The 21,078-nt window shown below is 66.9% G+C and carries 19 protein-coding genes; 9 read left to right on the forward strand and 10 right to left on the reverse strand.

Annotated features, from left to right (window positions below):
- Nucleotides 1-229 precede the first annotated feature (229 nt).
- Together VW23_RS03120 and VW23_RS03125 are read left to right on the forward strand one after the other, a co-directional pair.
- The gene (locus VW23_RS03120) at nucleotides 230-1,366 is read left to right on the forward strand and encodes an NAD(P)/FAD-dependent oxidoreductase (RefSeq protein WP_069908135.1); all 1,137 of its coding nucleotides are present in this window, start codon (nucleotides 230-232) and stop codon (nucleotides 1,364-1,366) included.
- A gap of 59 nt (nucleotides 1,367-1,425) precedes the next feature.
- A complete protein-coding gene (locus VW23_RS03125) occupies nucleotides 1,426-2,247 on the forward strand; it encodes a C40 family peptidase (protein ID WP_084645467.1) in 822 nt (273 codons plus the stop codon).
- 170 nt (nucleotides 2,248-2,417) lie between these two features.
- Here the strand turns inward: VW23_RS03125 and VW23_RS03130 are convergent, their stop codons facing one another.
- From VW23_RS03130 to VW23_RS03160, 7 genes are all read right to left on the reverse strand, one after another.
- Complete coding sequence (locus VW23_RS03130; RefSeq protein ID WP_069908137.1) at nucleotides 2,418-3,329, reverse strand: ABC transporter ATP-binding protein; 912 nt, start codon at nucleotides 3,327-3,329, stop codon at nucleotides 2,418-2,420.
- Entirely contained in the window at nucleotides 3,326-4,141 is an 816-nt protein-coding gene (locus VW23_RS03135; RefSeq protein WP_069908138.1) for an ABC transporter ATP-binding protein, read from the reverse strand. The genes VW23_RS03130 and VW23_RS03135 overlap by 4 nt, the downstream gene beginning before the upstream one ends.
- The gene (locus tag VW23_RS03140) at nucleotides 4,138-5,025 is read right to left on the reverse strand and encodes an ABC transporter permease (RefSeq protein ID WP_069908139.1); all 888 of its coding nucleotides are present in this window, start codon (nucleotides 5,023-5,025) and stop codon (nucleotides 4,138-4,140) included. Before VW23_RS03140 ends, VW23_RS03135 begins: the two co-directional genes overlap by 4 nt.
- A 3-nt stretch (nucleotides 5,026-5,028) precedes the next feature.
- On the reverse strand, nucleotides 5,029-6,006 hold the full coding sequence (locus VW23_RS03145; protein WP_069908140.1) for an ABC transporter permease: 978 nt from the start codon (nucleotides 6,004-6,006) through the stop codon (nucleotides 5,029-5,031).
- A gap of 59 nt (nucleotides 6,007-6,065) precedes the next feature.
- Nucleotides 6,066-7,676 carry an ABC transporter substrate-binding protein gene (locus tag VW23_RS03150; RefSeq protein ID WP_141728203.1) on the reverse strand — a complete coding sequence of 537 codons (1,611 nt, stop codon included), beginning with the start codon at nucleotides 7,674-7,676 and terminating at the stop codon, nucleotides 6,066-6,068.
- 75 nt (nucleotides 7,677-7,751) lie between these two features.
- Nucleotides 7,752-8,780, reverse strand: coding sequence for a beta-N-acetylhexosaminidase (gene nagZ, locus VW23_RS03155; RefSeq protein ID WP_069908142.1), 1,029 nt, complete (start codon nucleotides 8,778-8,780; stop codon nucleotides 7,752-7,754).
- Entirely contained in the window at nucleotides 8,777-9,637 is an 861-nt protein-coding gene (locus tag VW23_RS03160) for a MurR/RpiR family transcriptional regulator (protein WP_069908153.1), read from the reverse strand. The genes nagZ and VW23_RS03160 overlap by 4 nt, the downstream gene beginning before the upstream one ends.
- Nucleotides 9,638-9,783: 146 nt before the next feature.
- Here VW23_RS03160 and murQ point away from each other — a divergent pair, with 146 nt between their 5' ends.
- The 7 genes from murQ to VW23_RS03195 all read left to right on the forward strand — a co-directional run bounded on the left by murQ (nucleotide 9,784) and on the right by VW23_RS03195 (nucleotide 18,294).
- Nucleotides 9,784-10,719 (forward strand): N-acetylmuramic acid 6-phosphate etherase, encoded by a 936-nt coding sequence (gene murQ, locus VW23_RS03165; protein WP_069908143.1) that lies wholly within the window; start codon nucleotides 9,784-9,786, stop codon nucleotides 10,717-10,719.
- A 74-nt stretch (nucleotides 10,720-10,793) separates the two neighbouring features.
- Nucleotides 10,794-12,314 carry an ABC transporter substrate-binding protein gene (locus tag VW23_RS03170; RefSeq protein ID WP_069908144.1) on the forward strand — a complete coding sequence of 507 codons (1,521 nt, stop codon included), beginning with the start codon at nucleotides 10,794-10,796 and terminating at the stop codon, nucleotides 12,312-12,314.
- 323 nt (nucleotides 12,315-12,637) lie between these two features.
- Complete coding sequence (locus tag VW23_RS03175; protein ID WP_069908145.1) at nucleotides 12,638-13,597, forward strand: ABC transporter permease; 960 nt, start codon at nucleotides 12,638-12,640, stop codon at nucleotides 13,595-13,597.
- Entirely contained in the window at nucleotides 13,597-14,436 is an 840-nt protein-coding gene (locus VW23_RS03180) for an ABC transporter permease (RefSeq protein ID WP_069908146.1), read from the forward strand. Before VW23_RS03175 ends, VW23_RS03180 begins: the two co-directional genes overlap by 1 nt.
- Entirely contained in the window at nucleotides 14,433-16,163 is a 1,731-nt protein-coding gene (locus tag VW23_RS03185) for an ABC transporter ATP-binding protein (RefSeq protein ID WP_069908147.1), read from the forward strand. The genes VW23_RS03180 and VW23_RS03185 overlap by 4 nt, the downstream gene beginning before the upstream one ends.
- On the forward strand, nucleotides 16,160-17,164 hold the full coding sequence (locus tag VW23_RS03190) for a serine hydrolase domain-containing protein (RefSeq protein WP_069908148.1): 1,005 nt from the start codon (nucleotides 16,160-16,162) through the stop codon (nucleotides 17,162-17,164). Before VW23_RS03185 ends, VW23_RS03190 begins: the two co-directional genes overlap by 4 nt.
- A gap of 11 nt (nucleotides 17,165-17,175) precedes the next feature.
- Nucleotides 17,176-18,294 carry an anhydro-N-acetylmuramic acid kinase gene (locus tag VW23_RS03195; RefSeq protein ID WP_069908149.1) on the forward strand — a complete coding sequence of 373 codons (1,119 nt, stop codon included), beginning with the start codon at nucleotides 17,176-17,178 and terminating at the stop codon, nucleotides 18,292-18,294.
- A 159-nt stretch (nucleotides 18,295-18,453) separates the two neighbouring features.
- Here VW23_RS03195 and VW23_RS03200 read toward each other — a convergent pair whose 3' ends face one another.
- The 3 genes from VW23_RS03200 to VW23_RS03210 all read right to left on the reverse strand — a co-directional run bounded on the left by VW23_RS03200 (nucleotide 18,454) and on the right by VW23_RS03210 (nucleotide 21,045).
- Nucleotides 18,454-18,876, reverse strand: a complete 423-nt coding sequence (locus tag VW23_RS03200) for a GNAT family N-acetyltransferase (protein WP_069908150.1) — start codon at nucleotides 18,874-18,876, stop codon at nucleotides 18,454-18,456.
- Nucleotides 18,873-19,481: a DUF6969 family protein gene (locus VW23_RS03205; protein ID WP_069908151.1), complete on the reverse strand. Its 609-nt coding sequence runs from the start codon at nucleotides 19,479-19,481 to the stop codon at nucleotides 18,873-18,875. Before VW23_RS03205 ends, VW23_RS03200 begins: the two co-directional genes overlap by 4 nt.
- Before the next feature lie 352 nt (nucleotides 19,482-19,833).
- Nucleotides 19,834-21,045, reverse strand: a complete 1,212-nt coding sequence (locus VW23_RS03210) for a YeeE/YedE family protein (protein ID WP_069908152.1) — start codon at nucleotides 21,043-21,045, stop codon at nucleotides 19,834-19,836.
- Between the last annotated feature and the right edge of the window lie 33 nt (nucleotides 21,046-21,078).

Here is a 21,078-nt window from a genome sequence, read left to right on the forward strand (position 1 = left end):
CTGAGAGGACGTGTCAGCAGCAGCAGAGACATGGATGTGTTTATCTTTATAATTACAGCGTCGACGGAGAGCGAGAGTAGGTGGCGCGACGGCAGCGTCAGAGTAGTATAAGGGGCAGCTCCACCGCCTGCGGGGGTCCCCTGCCCCCCGTTTCACGGTGGAGGAGCACCGAGAGTTCTGTGCCCATATTGCCCTGCCTAACGCCCGCAACCCGAACCCGAGAAATGACATGAGCAGCAAACCCCGCATCCTGGTGCTTGGCGCCGGCTTTGGTGGCCTCGAACTGACGACCTTATTGTCCGAGCAACTGGGCGACAGCATCGACGTGACGCTGATCGACAAGTCCGACTCGTTCATGTTCGGCTTTTCCAAGCTCGACGTGATGTTCGGCCATGCCGAAGCCGAGTCGGTGCGGATGCCCTACAGCGCCTATGCCAAGCCGGGGGTGAAGCTGCTCAAGCGCACCATCACCGCAATCGACCCGACAGCACGGCGGGTGACCACCGACAACGGCGTGTTCGAGGCGGACCATCTCGTTGTGGCGCTGGGAGCGGAGTACGATTTCGAGGCGACGCCGGGGCTCGCCGGGACCACAGAATTCTATTCGATCCCGGGGGCCGAGCGGCTGCGCGAGCTGCTGCCGAACTTCACCAGCGGCCACGCGATCATCGGAGTGTGCGGTGCGCCCTACAAATGCCCACCGGCGCCGAGCGAATGCGCGCTGATGCTGCATGACTACCTGGTCGAGCGCGGCGTGCGGCAGAACTGCAAGATCTCGCTGGTGCTGCCGCTCGGCAGCCCGGTGCCGCCGTCGCCCGAGACATCGCGCGCTCTGCTCGCCGCCTTCGCCGAGCGCGACATCGAGTTCATCCCGAGCCGGCGCGTCGCTTCGGTCGACAATGCGCGTGATGTCGCCGTGCTGGATGACGGGCAGGAACTGCCGTTTAACCTGTTCCTCGGCGTTCCCAAGCACCGGGTGCCGCCGGTGGTGCTCGCGAGCGGCATGTCCGAGAATGGCTGGATCCCGGTCAATCCGCGGACGCTGGAGACGAAATACGACAATGTCTATGCCGTGGGCGACGGGGCGGCGACCGGCACGCCCAAGGCTGGGGTGTTCGCCGAGGGCGCGGCCAAGGCGGTGGCGAGCGCGCTGATCGCGAAGCTTCGGCAGACTGGCGAAGTAGTGCAGTATGATGGCTTCGGCACCTGCTACATCGAGTTCGGCGGTGGCCGTATCGGCAAGGTCGAGGTGGATTTCTTCTCCGGCCCGCAGCCCACCGGCAACTATTACGAGCCCTCGGTGAGCCTCCGCACCGACAAGCAGCATTTCGGCGCGTCGCGGCGGGCGCGCTGGTTCGGGTTGTGAGGGGGAAATTGGCGAGCTAGCCTCCGATTCTCAGTCGCCACCTTTCCCGGGACATCGCCTTGCTCGATCCACGCCTGACCCTCGCCCGTGATGGAATTGCTGCGCGGTCGCTCGAGGGGATTGTCCCCGCGGACCGCTATGTCGAGACCAGCCTACGGCAGGCACGAGTTCCCTCGGCCGCGCTGCGCCGTACGCCCTCGGCAGAGGCCGAGCAGCTCGATCAGCTGCTGTTCGGCGAACTGTTCGAGGTGCTGGACGAGACCGATGGCTGGGCCTTCGGGCAGGCGCAGCGGGATGGCTATGTCGGCTATGTCGCGGCGGCGGCGCTGGGGGCGCCCGGTGCGGCGCCGACCCATACAATACGGGCGTTGCGGACCTATGGGTTCAGCGCACCCAGCATCAAGGCGGCGCCGGTCGGGCTTTATTCGCTGAACGCGCTGGTGGCCGAGGAGGGGCGCGAGGGGCGGTTTGTGAAAACCTCCGGCGGCTGGTTTGTCGCGGAGCATCTTGCGCCGGTTGGCGACCGTGCGCCGGACTATGTGGCGGTTGCCGAGCGGTTCGTCGGGACGCCCTACCAGTGGGGCGGGCGCGAAAGCCTGGGGCTCGACTGCTCGGGGCTGGTGCAGCAGGCGCTCTATGCCGCCGGCCGTGACTTCCCGCGCGACAGCGACCAGCAGGCGGCGATGGGCGAGCCGGTCGAGGCGTTGCGGCGCGGCGACCTGATGTTCTGGCGCGGGCACGTGGCGATGCTGACCAGCCCGACCGACATCATCCACGCCAACTCCTTCCACATGGCGGTAGCGATCGAGCCGCTGGCCGAGGTGGTGGAGCGGACCAGCCGCCTCGGAGGCGGCGAGCCGACGGGGTATCGGCGGATTTGAAGACGTAGCGCGGTGGTACTTCCCCTCACCCTGACCCTCTCCCCGGAGGGGCCCCGGTCGAGGGCAGAGCCCTCGCCGGTAGGGGACGCACTTTGCACCGGCAGTGCCACAACGCCCCCTCACCCCGCTGGGGAGAGGGTCGGGGTGAGGGGCAGTTCAGCGCATGGCGCCTACACCGGCATCGGCCGAATGAAGTGGTTGGGGCCGATCTCCTGCACCTCGGGTTGCTCCAGCGCCGACTGGCGGCGGATCAGGTCGATGCGGTCGAGCTCGTCACTGAAGCGGGTGTCGCCGAAGCGGCGGTCGGGATCGGGAACGGCAGAGAGCAGCAGGCGGGTATAGGGGTGCTGCGGGTTGCCGAGCACGCTTTCGGTCTCGCCCCATTCGACGATCTGGCCGGCATACATCACCATGATGTCCTCGGCGACGTAGCGGGCGGTGGCGATGTCGTGGGTGATGTAGAGCACGGCGAGCTTCAGCTGCCGCTTCATGTCGTTGAGCAGGTTCAGGATGCCGAGCCGCACCGAGACGTCGAGCATCGAGGTGGGCTCGTCCGCGATGATCACCTCGGGGTTCACCGCCAGCGCCCGGGCGATGCTGATGCGTTGGCGCTGGCCACCACTCAGCTCGTGCGGGTACTTCGGCAGGATCAGCGCCGGGTCGAGTTTTACCCGGGTGAGCACTTCGGCGATGGCGGCGTCGCGCGCCGCGCCCTTGAGGCTCGACTGGTGCAGCCGCATCGGCCGCTCCAGGTGGTAGCGGATGGTGTGGACCGGGTTGAGCGAGGAGAACGGATCCTGGAACACCATCTGCACGGCGCTGCGATAGGCCTTCATATCGCGCACCGCACTGCCTTCGATCGGCTCGCCACGGAACAGGAGGCGACCCTGGTCGGGGCGATACTCGCGCATGATCAGGCGGGCGGCGGTGGTCTTGCCCGAGCCGGATTCGCCGACCAGCGCCAGGGTGCGGCCGGGATGGAGCGCGAACGACACGGCGCGCGCCGCATGCACGGTGCTGCCGCCGCGGTGGAACACCTTCGACACATTGTCGAGGGCGAGGATGGGAGCGCTGTCGGTCATGGCGTGACCTCGGCGATCGGCTTGCCGGTGAGGCGCGGGATCGAGGCCCAGAGCTTTTTGGTATAGTCGTGCTGCGGCGTGCGGTAGATCGCCTGGGCGTCGTTGACCTCGACCAGCTCGCCCTCGAGCATGATGCCGATGCGGTCGGAGACCTGCACCATCAGCGCCAGGTCGTGGGTGATGAACAGCACCGAGAACCCTAGCTCCTGGCGCAGCTTGTGGATGCGCTCGAGAATCTCGCGCTGCACCACCACATCGAGCGCCGTGGTCGGTTCGTCCATAATCAGGAGTTTTGGGTTGAGCGCCAGGCAGATGGCGATGACGACGCGCTGCCGCATGCCGCCCGAGAGCTGGTGCGGATAGGCGGTGAGCCGGTCGGCCGGGATATCGACGAGCTTCAGCAGCTCGGCGGCGCGGGCCCGGGCGGCGACGCGCGACATGCCGGTATGGGTTTTCAGCACATCGTAGAATTGGCGCTCGATCGACAGCACCGGGTTGAGCGAGTTCATGGCGCTCTGGAACACCATGGCGACCTCGCGCCAGCGCAACTGCTTCAGCGCGGCATCGTCGAGGGTGAACACGTCGCGCCCATCGAGCAGGATCTGGCTGCCGGTCCGGATCAGCGCCGGCGGACGGTGCAGCCGGCTGATGGCAAAGGCGATGGTGCTCTTGCCGCAGCCGCTCTCGCCGGCAAGGCCGAAGAACTCGCCCTTGCCGATATCGAAGCTGACATTCTTCACCGCGTGGAAATCGGAGGTGGCGCCGATGTAGTCGATGGTGAGGTTGCGGATCGAGAGGACGGGAGCGCTCACAGGGTGCCCTCCCCACGGCGGATCAGCCCGGTCCAGCGCGCCAGCATGCCGCCGGTCCTGAGCCGCGGGTTGGCGATCTCATCGATGGCGAAGTTGATCAGCGCAAGGCCGAGGCCGAGCACCGCCAAGGCGAAGCAGGGAGTGAGAATGTCCCACCAGGCGCCGACCGAGAGGGCCGAGGCGTTCTGGGCGTTGTAGAGCATGATGCCCCAGGAGACGGTGTTGGGGTCGCCGAGCCCGAGGAACTCGAGCGTCGCTTCGGTGATGACGGCGAACAGCACGCTGCCGATGAAGTTGATGCCGACGATCGAGATCAGGTTGGGGAAGATCTCGAACGCCATGATGCGCCAGCTGGGCTCGCCGAGCATCTCGGCGGATTTGACGAAGTCGCGCTGGCGGATCGACAGGGTTTCGGAGCGGGTGACGCGCACCCCCCAGGCCCAGGAGGTGAAACCGAGGATGACGGCGATGACCAAGGGGCTCGCCTGGCCAATGAAGGCGGCGAGCACAAGCAGCAGCGGCAGGTTGGGAATGACCAGCACCATGTTGGTCAGGAAGGTGATGACCTCGTCGACCACGCCGCCCTTGTAGCCGGCGATGATGCCGAGCACGGTGCCGATCACCGTGATCAAGAGGCCGGCGCCGAAGCCGACGGCGAGCGAGATGCGGGCGCCGTAAAGCAGCCGGGTGAAGACGTCGTAGCCGAGGCGGGTGGTGCCGAGCAGATGGTCGGTGGATGGCGGCTGATGCGGCCGGCCGACGCGCTGGGTCGGGCTGTATTCGGTGAGCAGCGGGGCGAAGATGGCGACGAGGATGACGATGGCGAGGATGGTCACCCCGACCAGGGCCTTCCTGTTGCGCAGCAGCTGGGTGAGGACGCTCATCGGTCAGGCCCGCTTCAGGCGTGGGTCGAGCAGCACGTAGCTGAGATCGACGACGAAATTGGCGACCAGCATGGCGGCGGTCATGATCAGTAGCGCGCCCTGGATCACCGGGTAATCGCGGGCGAGGATGGCCTGGTAGAGCGTGTTGCCCATGCCGGGATAGTTGAACACCACCTCGGTCACCAGCGAGCCGCCGAGCACGGCGCCAAGCGAGATGGCGAGGGCCGAGACAGTGGGCAGCAGCGCGTTGCGCGCCGCGTACCAGAGCATGACGCCGCGGTCGGATAGCCCCTTGGCGCGGCCCATGACGATGTAATCCTCGCCCAGCAGGTTGATCATGTTGTTGCGCATGGTCACCGCGAAGCCGCCGGTGAGGACGATCACCATGGTCAGCATGGGCAGGGTGCCGTGGTAGAGGACGCTGGCGATATAGTCCCAGCCCCAGGCGGGATCGAGCATCGGATCGGCGGCGTAGCCGTTGGGGAACCAGCCGAGCGTATAGCCGAAGGCAAAAAGGGTAATCAGCGAGACCACCACCGCCGGCACCGAGCTCGAAAAGATCGAGAGCAGCGAGATCACCGTGTCGAAGCGGGTGCCGCGGCGCCAGGCGGCCATGACGCCGAGCAGGGTGCCGATGGTGAAGCCGATGATGGTGGCGGTGCCGACGAGGCCGACGGTCCAGATCAGAGCGCGGCCGAGCAGCTCGGTGACCGGCAGCGGGAAAAAGCGGACGGAGCGGCCGAGATCGCCGGTGAAGACGCTCTTCAGGTACGCGAGGTACTGCTCGCCGATCGGCGCATCGATGAAGCCGAAGGTGAGTTTCAGCGCGTTGAGGTTTTCCAGCGACAGGTCGGAACCGGCGCCGGCGAACATCTTCTGGATCGGATCGCCCGGCATCAGGCGCGGCAGGAAGAAGTTGATGGTTGCCGCAGCGATGAAGGCCGCCAGGTAAAACACCACTCGGCGGAGCAGAAAAGCCATTGGATCTCTTCGCTAGGTGGGGGAACGAGGGCGCCTGAGGCGCCCTCGCTGGTAGCGGATTATTGCGCGACCGGACGCAGCGCCAGGAGCTGCAGCAGGCGGCCCGGGTTGGCGTTGGAGACCACCGGCGAAGTGATCGGGTTCTCCGCGTTGGCCCAGCCGGTAAAGCGCTTGGTGCTGTACTGATAGAAGGAGGGGCTGTTGTAGACCGGGATCACCGGCATGGCCGCGGCCACCTTGAGCTGGATGGCGTCCATGATGGACTTCTGCTCGGCCGGGTCCTTCACCTGGGTGTACTTGTTCAGCATCTCGACCACTTCCGGATCGGTCCAGCGCTGCGCCGAGGTGCGGCTCTTGCCGAAATCGGCCGGGTTGAACGAGCGGATATAGGGGAAGTAGGGGTTGGCCGCCGAAGCGATGGCGTTGAGCGACATCGAGTACTTGGCGTCGATCAGGTCGGAAGCCCAGACCGATTCCTCGGGGGTCGACATCTTCACGTTGAGACCGCCCTGCTTCAGCGACTCGATGGCGATCTGCACGGCATCGATCCAGTCGGTCCAGCCGTTGGGGATCTCGATGTCGATGGCGATCGGGGTGCCGTCGGCATTGTCGCGGAAACCGTCGCCGTCCTTGTCGACATAGCCGGATTGCTCCAGCAAAGCCTTCCCGGCTTCGAGGTCGAACTTGCCGTACTGGCCGAACTGGGTGACCACCTCGGGGTTGCCAAAGGCCTTGTAGAACGAACCCAGCATCGCCGGATCTTCGTTGATGACAGGATAGCCGTAGCCGGCGATGTCGATGATCGACTGGCGATCGATCAGCATCGAAACGGCGCGGCGGAAGTTGACGTCGTTGAACGCCTTCTTGTTGTTGGCGTCCGGGCTTTCGAGGTTCAGCGTGAAGGCGACGAGGCTCGAAGGCAGGAACCAGTAGTGGTTGTTCACCGGGTCCTTGGCGACGAAGGTGTTGTCGATATCTGGAACGAAGCTGGTCGCCCAGTCGAGCGTCCCGTCGACGAGCGCCGCCAGTACCTGCGGGTTGTCGGCAAGCTGTGGCATGCGGATGCAATCGACGTGCAGGCTCGCCGCGTCCCAATAATTGGGGTTGCGGCACTGCTCGTAGACCTGCGGGGTGAAGCGAGTGATCTCGGTCATCGGGCCGGAGCCGACCGGGTTCTCGTTGGTGAAGGTCACGGGATCGGCCACATCCTTCCAGATGTGCTGGGGAACGATCGGCATGGCGACGATGGTGGTGGCGACCAGCGAATTGGGCTGGATGAGGTTGAAGCGCACGGTGCGCGCGTCGAGCTTTTCCACCGACTCCATCAGCTTGCCGACGGAGTTGAAATCGAGCGCCGGGAACTTCTTCAGGTTGTCGTAGGTGAAGACCACGTCATCGGCGGTGAGCGGCTGGCCATCCGACCATTTCAGCCCGTCGCGCAGCACGAAGGTGATCGACTTGAGGTCGTCGGCCAGCTCAAAGCTCTCGGCCAGCCGGTATTCCCACTTGGCGCCGGCAAGGCGGTTGAAGATCGCCAGCGGCTCGTAGATGAAATCCTTGGTGGTGGCGCGCGCCGACGTCTGGTTGAACGGATTGAAGTTGCGCACATAGGTGGTGGTTTGCTCGGAGCTGACGGTCAGGACGACCTGCGCACTCACAGGTGCGGTCATCGCGAGCGCCAGGGCGGTGGCCGCAAACAGCTTGCTCTTTAACACTTCCAGTCTCCTCTTTATCGCGGCGTCGCCTCAGGCGAGGCCGTTCTCCCGAAAAATCCCTTCGACTTCAGCGTGCAGCGCTGTGGCATCGACGCGAAGGTTACCGCGTTTGCGCGTCGCGCGCGTGATTCGTTCGATCGTTTGCCCAGCTAGCGGGCGGGCGCCTTCGGCGGCCGAAATACTGGCCTCGAGGCCGCCCTGGGTCAGCAGCGCAATATCGCAACCGGCAGCGAGGGCAGCGGCGACGCGCTCTCGGGGCGTGCCCTTCAGGGCCTCCATGCTGAGGCAATCGGTGATCAGCACACCATCATAGCCGATGTCATTGCGGATCAGACCGTAGACCTCGGGCGAAACCGAGGCCGCCCGCTCGGGGTCGATCTGGGTGAAGATCAGATGCGCGACCATGGCCCAGGGGGTGTCGCGGAGCTTGATGAAGGGCTGGAAATCGGTGGCGCGCAGGTCGTCGAGCGCCGCATCGACCACCGGGCAATCGAAATGCGGATCGACGGTGACCCGGCCATAGCCCGGAATGTGCTTTATGATCGGCAGCGCGCCGACCTCGAGCATGCCGTCGATCACCTCGCGGGCGAGGGTCACCACCAGCTCCGGATCGTCACCAAGGGCGCGCTGGCCGATCACGTCGTGGGTGCCCGGGCGGGCGAGATCGATCACCGGCGTGGTGCCGCTGTCGATGGTGAGATCGGTCATGATGGCGCCCATGGCCTGGGTCGAGAGGCGCAAGGCGCGCCGCGCCAGCGCGAGGTCCTTTTTGGCCAACGCCCCGAACGACCCGAGGCTGCGGAAGCTCGGCCAGTTGCCGTTGTCGAGCCGCTGCACGCGACCACCTTCCTGGTCGATGAAGATGGGCGCATCGGGGCGGCCGACCACCTCGCGGAACTGAGCGCAGAGCCGCCGGGCCTGCTCGCGGTGGTCGAGGTTGCGACGGAACAGGAACAGCCCATAGGGGTTCGCGTCGCGGAGGAAGGCGATTTCGTCTGCGGTGAGCTCGTAGCCGGAGACGCCGACGAACAGGGCCAAAGGTTCGGAGTTGGTGGTCATACGGCCTGCTCGGGATGGGTGATGTCGCGGGTGCGCTTCAGCGCGTCGATGGTCTGCTCGTAGCGCAGCCGGGCGACGCCCATGAACAGGCAATCGACCAGCGCCAGTTGCGCGATGCGGCTGACCATGGCGCCGGCGCGCAGCGTGCTTTCGCGGGCGTGGGTGAAGAGCCGCTCCTCGGCGGCGCGCGCCAGCGGCGATTCGGGCGAGCCGGTGAGGGCGACGGTGAGGGCGCCGTTGTCCTTGGCGAGCTTCAGGAACTGCACGGTGTCGGCAGTGGTGCCGGAATGCGAAAAGCCGATGGCGACGGTGCGGGCCGGCGACATCAGCGCAGCGGTCCAGGCCTCGTGCGCATCGGCCATCAGGAAGACGTTGCGGCCGACGCGGAACAGCTTGTGGTGCAGGTCCTGGGCGACGAAGTGGCTGGCGCCGATGCCGAACAACAGGATGCGTTCGGCCTGGTCGAGCGCCGTGACCACCCGCTCGAGCGTCTTGAAATCGAGGCTCGACACCGTCTCCTCGATGGCCAGCATCTCGAGCGAGGCGACCTTGGCGGCCATTTCTTCGAGCGTATCGGTACGCGCGATCTCGGCGCCGAGCGTCAGGCCGGAGCCGAACTGGGCCGCCTCCTTGCCGAGCTCGGTGGCGAGCGACATGCGGAGTTCAGCGTAGCCGCTGACCCCGACGGCGCGGCAGAAGCGCACCACCGAGGCCACCGAGGTGCCGCAGGCCTCGGCGATCTGCGAGATGGTCTTTTCGAGGACGATCGCCGGGTTGTCACGAATGGCCTTGGCGAGCCGCCGCATGGTCGGCGTGAAGCTCGCGGCGGAGGCCTCGATGTTGGACTGAATCCCCATCGCGCCATTCATACCCACGCGAAACAAAAGTGCAATGCGTTCGGTCTCACTGAAAACAATTGACAGCGGAAGCGCGGAATTCCTACCCTTCACCACCGCTGAGGAGCCTAGATGTCACGCACCGAATCGCCCGGAGACGCCTGCTCATGACTGCTGTCGCCAGCGATCGCCGGGTCCTGCTGAGCGAGCTCGAGCTGCTCGTCTCCGAGGAGCGCAACCCGCGCACTATGGGCATCGACCTGATGGCGACGCCGGAGATCGTCGCGACCATCAATGCCGAGGACCGGCTGGTGCCCGAAGCGGTGGGCAAGACCCTGCCGCAGGTGGCGCAGGCGGTCGACAGGATCGTCGAGGCGTTCGGCAAGGGCGGGCGGTTGATCTATATCGGCGCCGGTACCAGCGGACGGCTCGGAGTGCTCGATGCTTCGGAATGCCCACCGACCTTCGGCGTGCCACCGACGATGGTCGTGGGGGTGATCGCCGGTGGCCTCGGGGCGCTGGTCAGCGCCGTCGAAGGGGCCGAGGACAGCGTCACAGGTGGGGCGGCGGACCTCAGGGCCATCGACCTCACCAATCGCGACGTGGTGGTGGGGATCGCGGTCAGCGGCCGCACCCCCTACGTGATCGGTGCGCTGAACTACGCCAAGTCGCTCGGCGCGGTGACGGTGGGACTCACCTGCAACCCGGACTCCGCCATTGCCGGCCTTGCCGACATCTCGATCGCGCCGCTGGTCGGGGCCGAGGTGGTCACCGGCTCGACCCGGCTCAAATCGGGCACGGCGCAGAAGCTGGTGCTCAACATGCTCTCGACCGCGAGCATGATCCGCATCGGCAAGACCTACCAGAACCTGATGGTCGACGTGCGCACCAGCAACGAGAAGCTGCTGGCCCGCGCGGTACGCATCGTCATGCAGGCGACCGACTGCCCCGAGCAGGTCGCCGAGGAGGCGCTGGAGCGTACCGGCAACGACGTGAAGCTGGCGATCCTGATCATCCTCACCGGCCTCGACGTCGAGGCGGCGCGCACCGCCATGGCGGGCGCCGGCGGGTTCCTGAGACGCGCGCTCGAAGCCGGTGCGTGACCACTAGACGACTAACGACTGGCCGAAGCGGCGCTGCCGTCATCGGCTGAGACTGAAACAGAGAGGGAAACACCATGCATTTGACCACGACCAAACGCTTGCTCGCCGGCCTTGCCGTCGCGGCAACGCTGACCACCGCCTTCGCCTTGCCAGTACAGGCCGCGCCGCTTCGCATGGCCTGGGCGCAGGATGCGACCGGGCTCGACCCGCACAAGCAGACGGCATTCCCGTCGCTGCGGCTGCTCGAACTGATCTACGAGCCGCTGGTGCGGCTCGACGCCAAGTATAATGTCGTGCCCGCGGTGGCGACCAGCTGGGAGTTTTCGGCCGACGGGCTGACCCTCACCTTCAAACTCGACCCGAACGCGAAATTCTCGACCGGCGATGCGGTGACCTCGGCCGATGTGAAGGCCTCGTTCGAGCGCCTGCTCGATGAAGCGACCGCCGCGGCGGCGCGGGCCAACTTCACCTCGATCGCCTCAATCGACACGCCCGACCCGCAGACCGCGGTGTTCCACCTGAGCCAGCCCGACGCGCCGATCCTCGTCGCCATGTCGGGCACCAATGCCTCGATCGTGCCGGCGAGCGCCATCGCCGATGGCAGCATCGGCACCAAGGCCATCGGCTCGGGTCCGTTCACGCTCGACGAATGGGACCCGAACGTCAAGGAAGTGCTGAGCCCCAACCCGAACTGGGCTGGCGGCAAAGTCGGGGTCGATGGCATCATCATCTCGGTGCTGCCGAGCGAAAGCGCCATCATCGACTCGATGCGCGCCAACCAGACCGACTTCGCGCTGTTCAACGACCCGACCGTGGCGACGCTGATCCCGGGCGAGCCGGGCCTGACGCTGAACCGCATCCCGGGCTTGTCCTACAACGTGCTGCAGATGAACCCGTCGCGGCCGCCGATGGACAACCTCAAGGTGCGCCAGGCCATTTCCTGCGCCGTCAACCGGCAGGAAATCGTCGACACCGCGCTCGTCGGCGAAGGCAAGGTCACAGGTCCCCTGACCATGGAGGCCTATGCTTCGGACCCCTCGACGCTGTTCTGCTACACGCAGGACGTCGAGAAGGCCAAAGCGCTGATGAAGGAAGCCGGGCAGGAAGCCGGCTTCGAGGTTGAAGTCATCGCCGCGACCGGTGAGCCGCCCTACGCTGCCAACGAAGCGCAGGTGCTGCAGAGCCAGCTCGCCGCCATCGGCGTCAAGCTGAACATCAAGACCATGGATCTGAAGGTCTATGTCGACACCTGGCTGAAGGGCGATTTCGACATGGCGGTGGCGCAGAACGGCGGCCGCCCGGACCCCTATCCGATGTACAACCGCTACTTCACCAAGGACGGCAACCTGGTGAAGGTGTCGAACTTCGTCGATCCCGAGCTCGACAAGCTGCTGCAGGAAGGCCGGGTCGAAACCGACGTGGCCAAGCGCAAGCCGATCTTCCAGCAGTTCGAAGCCAAGCTCGCCGAGCAGGCGCCGTGGGTGTGGATTTCGAGCACGGTGGTCTACACCGCCAACACCGATGTGGTGAAGGGCTATGAGAGCAACCCCAGCGGGCTGCTGTTCTCGCTCGCCAAGGTAACGGTGGGTCAGTGACGGTCTAAGGCGGGCCACATGGCCCGCCTTCTCCCCACGCAGGCAGGGCGATCGCATATGGAAGGGCACCGGCGGTGCAGTGATCACCTTCTCCCCTTGAGGGAGAAGGTGGCCGAAGGCCGGATGAGGGGTATCTCTCCGCGTACTGGATCGCTCCTCGCTTACGCTCGGAGCGCGCTACACTTCGTTTCGCGATACCCGTCATCCGGCGCTGCGCGCCACCTCCGGGCGAGGGCGTTCGCCCTCGTCCCGCGACCTCAAGGGGAGAAGGCAGAACGGAGCCCGTTGCAGCCACATACGATAGCCGTGCAGGTGCGCCCCACATGAATTACATCACGCAGCGGCTGCTGACGTTTCCGCTGGTTCTGTTGGGCGTATCGCTGCTGGTGTTCTTTGCCATCCGGCTGGTCCCCGGCGATGCGATCATCGCCATGCTGGGCACCGAGGCGGGGCTGCTGACCGATGCGCAGCGCGAGTCGCTCGCCGCCTATTTCGGCCTCGATCAGCCGATCATCGTGCAGTATGGCCGCTGGCTGGCGGGGCTGTTCGAGGGCAATCTCGGCATCTCGGTGATCTACGGCAAGCCGGTGCTCGAAGTGATCCTCATGCGCTTCCCGCTCACCCTCGAGCTGGCGCTGCTCTCGATGCTGATCGCTCTGGTGGTCGGCATTCCGGCCGGCGTATTCGCGGCGACGCGTGCCGATCGACCCTCCGACCTGGCGGTGCGGGTGTTCGCCATGCTCGGGCAATCGACACCGAGCTTCGTTGTTGGCCTGCTGCTCATCTACTTCCTGTCGGTGGTGTTCCGGGCGCTGCCGGCGATGGGCTCGTTCACGCCTCTGTTCGTCGATCCGATCGGCAACCTTTCTCAGATGATCCTCCCCGCGATCACGCTGGGCTTGTCCTTCGCGGCGGCCGTGACCCGCATCTCCCGTTCGGCCATGCTCGATGTGCTGAGCGATGACTATGTGCGCACGGCGCGCAGCAAGGGCGCCTCGCAGCGCGATGTGGTGTGGCGGCATGCGCTGCCCAATGCACTGATCCCGGTGGTGACGCTTTCGGGGGTGGAATTCGGTTACCTGCTGGGTGGGGCGGTGATCGTCGAGCAGATTTTTGCGCTGCCCGGGCTCGGCCGGCTGACGCTCGATGCGATCAGCCAGCGCGATTATCCGCTGGTGCAGGGCGCCGTGCTGTTCATTGCCTTCAACTTCCTTGTCGTGAACCTCATCGTCGATCTCGCCTATGCGGCGCTCGATCCTCGCATCCGGCTGGGGGGCAAGTGATGGCGTTGCTCAGGGCCGTGATGCGGCACCCCAGTGGCCGCATCGGCGCGGCGATCATCGCCCTCTTCCTCATCCTCGCCCTGATGGGGGCGGTCGGCCTCACGCCGCACGATCCGCTGAAGCAATTCGTGGTCGACCGGATGAAAGGCCCGAGCGGCACCTACTGGTTCGGCACGGACCTGCTCGGACGCGACACCTTCAGCCGCCTGATGCTGGGGATCGGGGAGTCCTTTCTCATCGCCTTCGCATCGGTGGCGATCGCGGCGACGGCCGGCACGCTGATCGGCCTGTTCGCGGCGTGGTGGGGGCACCTGTGGGATGGCATCCTGATGCGGATCATGGATGTGCTGCTGGCCTTTCCGGCGATCCTCTTGGCGCTGCTGATCGTCGCGATCCAGGGGCCGGGCGTCATGACCAGCATCACGGCGATCGGCATTGTCTACACGCCAATCTTCGCCCGCGTGGCGCGGGCGCCGGCGCTGGCGCTCAAGGCGCGTGAGTTCGTCGAAGCCGCCCGCACCTTCGGCAGCACGCAGCGCTACATTCTGACCCGCCACCTGCTGCTCAACCTGATCGCACCGCTGACGGTGACGATCACCCTGGCGCTGGCCTGGTCGCTGCTGACCGAGTCCGGCCTCAGTTTCCTCGGCCTTGGCTCGCAGCCGCCGGCGCCATCGCTCGGCGTGATGCTGGCCGAGAGCAAGTCGATGATGACCCGTTCGCCGTGGCTGATGCTGTTCCCCGGGCTCACCATCATGCTCGCCATTCTCGGCTTCAACCTCCTCGGTGATGCACTGCGCGACATTCTTGATCCTCGTACGCAGGAGCGGCGCGCATGAGCACGCTGCTCGGGGTCCATGACCTGCATGTCGGTTTTGGTCGCGACCCCCAGGACAATGAGGTGGTGAAGGGCGTGAGCTTCGAACTTGCGGCCGGCAAGACGCTGGCCATTGTCGGCGAGAGCGGCTCGGGAAAATCGGTGACGGCGCTGTCGGTCAACCGGCTGGTCGATTTCGGCGGCGGGCGCATCACCAGGGGCACGATCACGCTGCAGCGCGCCGATGGGACGGCGGTCGATATCACCGCGGCGGATGAGCCGGCGCTGCAGCGCATCCGCGGCCGTGAGATCGGCATGATCTTCCAGGAGCCGATGACCTCGCTCAACCCGGTGCACACCGTCGGCGCGCAGATCGAGGAGGCCTTCCGGCTCAATCGCGGCCTCGGCGGCGCCGCGGCAACTCGCGCAGCTCGCGAGGCGCTGGAGCGGGTGCGTATCCCCGACGCGGCGCAGCGGCTCAAATACTATCCGCACCAGTTGTCGGGCGGCATGCGGCAGCGGGTGATGATCGCCATGGTGCTGGCCAGCAACCCGCGGCTGCTGATCGCCGACGAGCCGACCACGGCGCTCGACGTGACGGTGCAGGCGCAGATCATGGCGCTGCTCGCCGAGCTCCGGGAAGAGCTTGATATGGCGATGATCTTCATCACCCACGATATCGGGCTGGTCGCCGGCATCGCCGACGACATCATGGTGATGCAGCATGGCGTGGCGGTGGAGCAGGGTAAGCTCGATGCGGTGCTCGACAACCCGCAGCACGACTACACCCGGCATCTGTTGAAGGCGGTGCCGCACTTCACCTCGGGCCGCGCGGTGCGCAGCGATGGCGGCTCGCCCGCCGTCGCGCCGATCGTCACGGTCGATAACCTCGCCGTGCGCTTTCCGGTGGCGAAAGGGCTGTTCCGGCGCAGGAGCGGTGCGGTACACGCGGTCGATGGCGTCGATTTCGATTTGCGGCCGGGCGAGACCCTCGCCATCGTGGGCGAAAGCGGCTCGGGCAAATCCACCACGGCACGGGCCATTCTCGGGCTGGTCAAGGCGACACGCGGCCGGATCGAGGCCAAGGCCGGGCGCAGCGGCCGACCGGTGCAGATGGTGTTCCAGGACCCGTACGCCTCGCTCAACCCGCGCTTAACTGTCGAAGCGCTGCTGGCCGAGCCGGCGATCGCCGCGGGCCAGCGCGTCGATGCCAAACTGCGCCAGCGCATGGTGTTCCTGCTCGAACGGGTCGGGCTGACCAAGGACGCGCTCAGCCGCTACCCGCACCAGTTCTCGGGCGGCCAGCGGCAGCGGCTCTGCATCGCCCGCGCCCTGATGCTCAACCCCGACGTGGTGGTGCTGGACGAAGCGGTGTCGGCGCTCGATGTGAGCGTCCAGGCGCGGGTGCTGGAACTCTTGATCGACCTGCAGCACGAGTTCGGCCTCGCTTACCTGTTCATCTCGCACGACATGGCGGTGGTGGAGCGCATCGCCCACCGGGTGGCGGTGATGTATGCCGGCCAGATCGTCGAAATCGGTAAGGCGGCGGCAGTGCTCGGCGCGCCGCAGCATAGCTATACCAAGCGGCTGATTGCGGCGGTGCCGGCGATCGAGCGACGGCGCCAGCATTTTTCCGTCGATGTGACCCAGGTGCCCTCGCTGGTGCGTCCATCAGGGTTCGAACCGCCAGCGGCAAGGTGGCGCGAGGCGGGCGAGGATCATCGCGTGCGCGTGGAGGAAGTTGCATGAGTCTTGGCGCGATTCTCGATCGGGCTTTCGCGCCGCTGCAGGCGGCAGTGGCGGCGAAGCGGATCCCCGGCGGGGTGCTGGGTGTGGTCGACCGCGACGGCAATCGTGCCGTCCGCTCGATCGGCTCGGCCCAGCTGGTGCCGGCGGCGCTGCCGATGGCGGACGATACCTGGTTCGATCTCGCCTCGCTCACCAAGGTGATCTTCACCACGCCGCGCATCCTGGCGCTGGCCGAAGCCGGCATCATCGATCTCGATGCGCCGCTGACCTCGGTGATCCCCGACTTCCGGCAGTACAATCCGGACAATAGCTGGGAGCGGAAGCTCAGCTTCCGGCAGTGCCTCGGCCACCAGACGCCGTTCCCCGGGGTGGTGCCGATCTACACCTATGGGAGCGACCCGAACCTGTTGCGTGCCTGGGTGCTGCAGAATGAGTGGCAGGCCGGGCCGCCGGTCTATTCCGACATCAACTTTATCCTGCTCGGCATTGCGCTGGAGCGGTTGAGCGGCAAGCTGATCCGGCAGCAGGATCCGGGTGCCGGCTTTGCCTGGTCGGCTGACCCGCAGCTGAGCGCCGCCACTGAGCGCGATGCCTGGCGCGGCCGGGTCATCGTCGGCGAAGTGCATGACGAGAACTGCTACGCGCTGCAGGGCTCCGGCCATGCCGGGCTGTTCGGCACGGCCAGCTCGGTGCTCGACTACGCGCAGGGCCTGCTCTCAGGTATGGGCGCTTCGCCCGGCAGCATCGCGCTGATGCGCACGGCGCTGTCGCCGCGCCGCACCCATGGCTGGGAGCGGCCCTATGAGGGCTGGTCGGGCGGCGATCGCTGTTCGGCCGACACCATCGGCCATACCGGCTTTACCGGCACTGGCCTGTGGGTCGACTTCGCCACGGGGCGGGCCTGGACACTGCTCACCAACCGCGTGCACCCGACCCGGCATTTCGACAGCGGCATCATCGCGCTGCGCCGTGCGGTGGGCGATCTGGTCAACGAGAACTGAGGGGAAGAACCATGCCAGCACCGATCTGGGCCGTGGGCTTGATGACCGGCACCGTGCTCGATGGCAATATCGACGTGGCGCTCCTCAAAACCGACGGCGAGAGCATCGAGCGCTTCGGTTCCTACACCCTCGCTCCCTACCCGCAGGAGATCCGCGACACGCTGGAGGAGACGCTGGCGCAGGCGCGCAAGTGGAACTTCGAGGGCCCCGATCCTGCGATCTTCGCCAAGGCCGCGGAAATGCTGACCCGGGCGCAGTCGGCGGCGGTCAAGAACCTGGTGGAGAGCGCCGGGCTCGGCATGGCCGATATCGGGGTGGTCGGCTTTCACGGCCAATCGGTGCTGCACCGGGCGCCGCAGCCGGGGCGGATCGGGGCCACCCGGCAGCTCGGCGATGGCGAATTGATGCATCAGTTGCTCGGGGTGAAGGTCGCCTATGATTTCCGCTCGGCCGACGTGCGGGCCGGTGGGCAGGGTGCGCCGCTCGCCGCCATCTACCACCAGGCGCTGCTGCGCGGGCTCGGCACGCATGGCGATACTGCCGTGCTCAACCTGGGCGGCGTCGCCAACGTCACCTATTGGGATGGCGCCGATCGGCTGGTCGCTTTCGATACCGGCCCGGCCAACGCGCCGCTCAATGACTTCATGAAAGCGCATGGGCTGGGCGAGATGGATCGCGACGGGGCGCTGGCGCGCAGCGGTACGGTCGACGAGGTGCGGCTCGAAAAGCTGCTGCAGCACCCCTATCTCAGCGCGCCGCCGCCCAAATCGCTCGACCGCTTCGACTTTACTTCGGCGATGGCCGACGGGCTCGACCCAGCCACCGGCGCGGCGACCCTCACCGCCTTCACCGCGGCCGCCGTCGGCAAGGGGCTGGACCTGTTGCCGACGCGACCGACGAAGCTGATCGTCTCGGGTGGCGGGCGGCATAACCCGCTGATGATGGAAATGCTGAAGGTGCGCGCCGGCGTCGAAGCGGCCCCGGCGGAAACCGTCGGCTGGCGCGGCGACGCGATCGAGGCCGAGTGTTTTGCGTTTCTCGCCGTGCGGGTGCTGCGCGGCCTGCCGATCAGCTTTCCGACGACAACCGGCGCGCCGCGCCCGCTGCTGGGTGGGCGGTTGGCGGCTTGAGTGCGCCGATGCGCGTCTAGCGTGCGTGACTGCCCCTCACCCTGACCCTCTCCCCGGAGGGGAGAGGGTACGCGAGACCACGGACGGTGCCACATCGCCCCCTCTCCCCTCCGGGGAGAGGGTTGGGGTGAGGGGCAGAACGATTCAGAATATGGCGCGCTAAAGCCGCTTCTGCAGAAACGTCCGTGTCCGTCCCTTGGGAAAGTCCTCCAGCGCGCCGAACGGCGCATAGCCGGCGCGCTGATAGGTCTTCAGCGCGACGGGGCTGAAGGTGTCGATATAGGCGCCATGGCAGCCGCGGGTTCGTGCTTCGGCTTCGGCGGCGGCCAGCATGCGGCCGGCGAGGCCGCTACCGCGCTGCTCTTCGGCGACCCATAGCCACTGCACGTAGAGCCAGCCCCAGGCGGTGTAGCCGGAGGTACCGGCGACGATGGCGCCGGCCTCGTCGCGTACCACGACGGCAAGCGGCCGGCGATCGGCAGGGCCGACATCGGCTTCGTTGAACGCGGTGAGCCGCCCGCCGATCAGCGCGAGGTCCTCGGCTGAGGGGGTCTCGGTAACGCTGATCGCAAGGTAGGTCATTGGCTCAGGGCCCGAACCGTAGACGGCAGGTCGACGCGCAGCTCCGAGGTCACCTCCAGCGTGCGGTCGTCGCGGATCGGCGCGCCGCCCGGCAGCTGCCGCGCCGCGAGGGTGGCGTCGCGCTGCCGGATCAGCTTGGCGATCTCGTCGGCATAGAGCCGGAGGATGGCGCTGAGCCAGCGGTTGGTGAGGTAGGAGGGCTGCGGCATCTCAATGTCGAAACGATCGAGCAGCGCGATGCTCGGTTCGGCATCGAGCCAGCTGTCGCCGACCACCCACTGGTTGACGGTGAACAGCCGCTGCAGCCGGCCATGCGCATCGACGCCGACGGCGATCAGGTGATGCACCGGACCGTCCTTGCCGGTAGGCCGGACGAAGCAATGGAAGTGGCCGTGCTCGGCTTCGGCGGCCGGGATGTGGCAGTGATAGTACCACTGGCCACCGGAGGACGGATCGTAGACGTCGCCGGGTGGGTAGTGGCTCCAGGCGATTACCGGTGCATCGCGCAGAGTGGCGTGCAGCACGTTATCGCCGCCCTTGCGCAGCACCTCCTCGCAGAACAGCGCTTCCTCAGCCGCGCGAAGCCGGTCCGCGGCGTCGGCCATCAGAGGCTGCCTGCCGCACAGGGAGCGGCGGCCGCGCACGGGGCCGCGGCAGCACATGGAGCGGCGGCAGCACAGGGGGCCGCCGCGGCACAAGGAGCGGCAGCGGCGCATGGGGCGGCTGCAGCGCAGGGTGCGGCAGCCGCACAAGGCGAAGCCGCGGCGCAGGGAGAGGAGGCGGCGCAGGGCGATTCAGCCGCGCAGGGTGAGGCCGCGGCACAGGGGGCCGCATCGGCGCCGGCGGTGACCGCCGCGGGGGCCGGTGCTCCGCTGCCGCGGGTGATGTGGTCGGCGGCGACGGCCGCAGTGGCGGCGAGCAGCGCCGCGCCGAACAGCAGGGTGTTACGCGAACCGCTCATTTCTTGAACCCATCGAGACCGAAGGCCGGCCGCAGCGCGATACCGACAAAGCTGCCGGTGAAGGCGGCGGCGAACCACACCCAGCCATGCAGGCTCCCCGAGGCGATGCCGCTGAACAGCGCGCCGATATTGCAGCCGAACGACAGCCGCGCGCCATAACCCATCAGCAGGCCGCCGATCACCGCGGCCAGCGCCGATCTGAGCGGCAGGTCGGCCTTGGGGGCGAACTTGCCGGCGAGCCCGGCGGCGAGGGCCGCGCCGAGCAGGATGCCGAAATCCATCACCGAGGTGATGTCGAACAGCACGCTGCGGCTCAGCGCCTGGGCTTGAGCCGGGGCGGCCCAGAACGCCCAGGTTTCGACCGGCACGCCGACCGACTGGGCGATTTTGGCGCCCCAGAGGCCAAAGCCGTAGGTGATCGACCAGGGGTGGCCGGCAATCAGCAGCGTGGCGATATTGAGCAGCGCCAGGAGCACCGCTGCGCCGACCAGCGGCCACGGCCCTTGCAGCAGGCGCGACAACCCGCTGGTCTTCGGCTTCGATGCCCGCTCGAGCCCGCCATGGGCGCGGCGTTCGATCAGCACGGTGATGCCGGCGACGGCGGCGAGCCCGGCCAGCGTCACGATGACGGCCAGCGGCGCGCCGAGGCTGGTGCCGAGGCTGATGCTGGGGAGCGACGGCTGTGCCAGCCACCAGGGCAGGTGGGCGGTGCCGAGCAGCGCGCCGAAGATGAAAGCGGCCAAAGTCACCAGCATGCGGGCGCTGCCGCCGCCGACGGTGAACAGCGTGCCCGAGCCGCAGCCGCCGCCCAGCTGCATGCCGAGCCCGAAAATCGCGGCGCCGACCAGCACCGAGACGCCGACCGGAGCCACAGCGCCGGCCAGCGGGCGGCCGAAGGCAGAACCGCCGGCGAGCAGCGGAATGAAGACGATGGCGGCGATGGCGACCATCAGCATCTGGGCGCGCACGGCGGCGCCGCGCCTTTCGACCACCAGCCGGCGCCAGCCGCCGGTAAAGCCGAACGAGGCGTGATAGAGCGTCGCGCCCAGCATTCCGCCGATCAGGAACAATACGGTCTGGCGCAGGTCGACCACCTGGCCGATCACCACGCTGCCGATGACGAACATGGCGAGGGCCACGATTACCGGGCCGCGGTCGAGCTTGGGCCAGCTGAAGGAAGGGGCCGGAGACGCGCTGATGTCTGTCACGAGAGTCAAAATCCTATTCGGGCCGTCTTCGAC

The organism is Devosia insulae DS-56 (assembly GCF_000970465.2).
GTDB lineage: Bacteria > Pseudomonadota > Alphaproteobacteria > Rhizobiales > Devosiaceae > Devosia_A > Devosia_A insulae.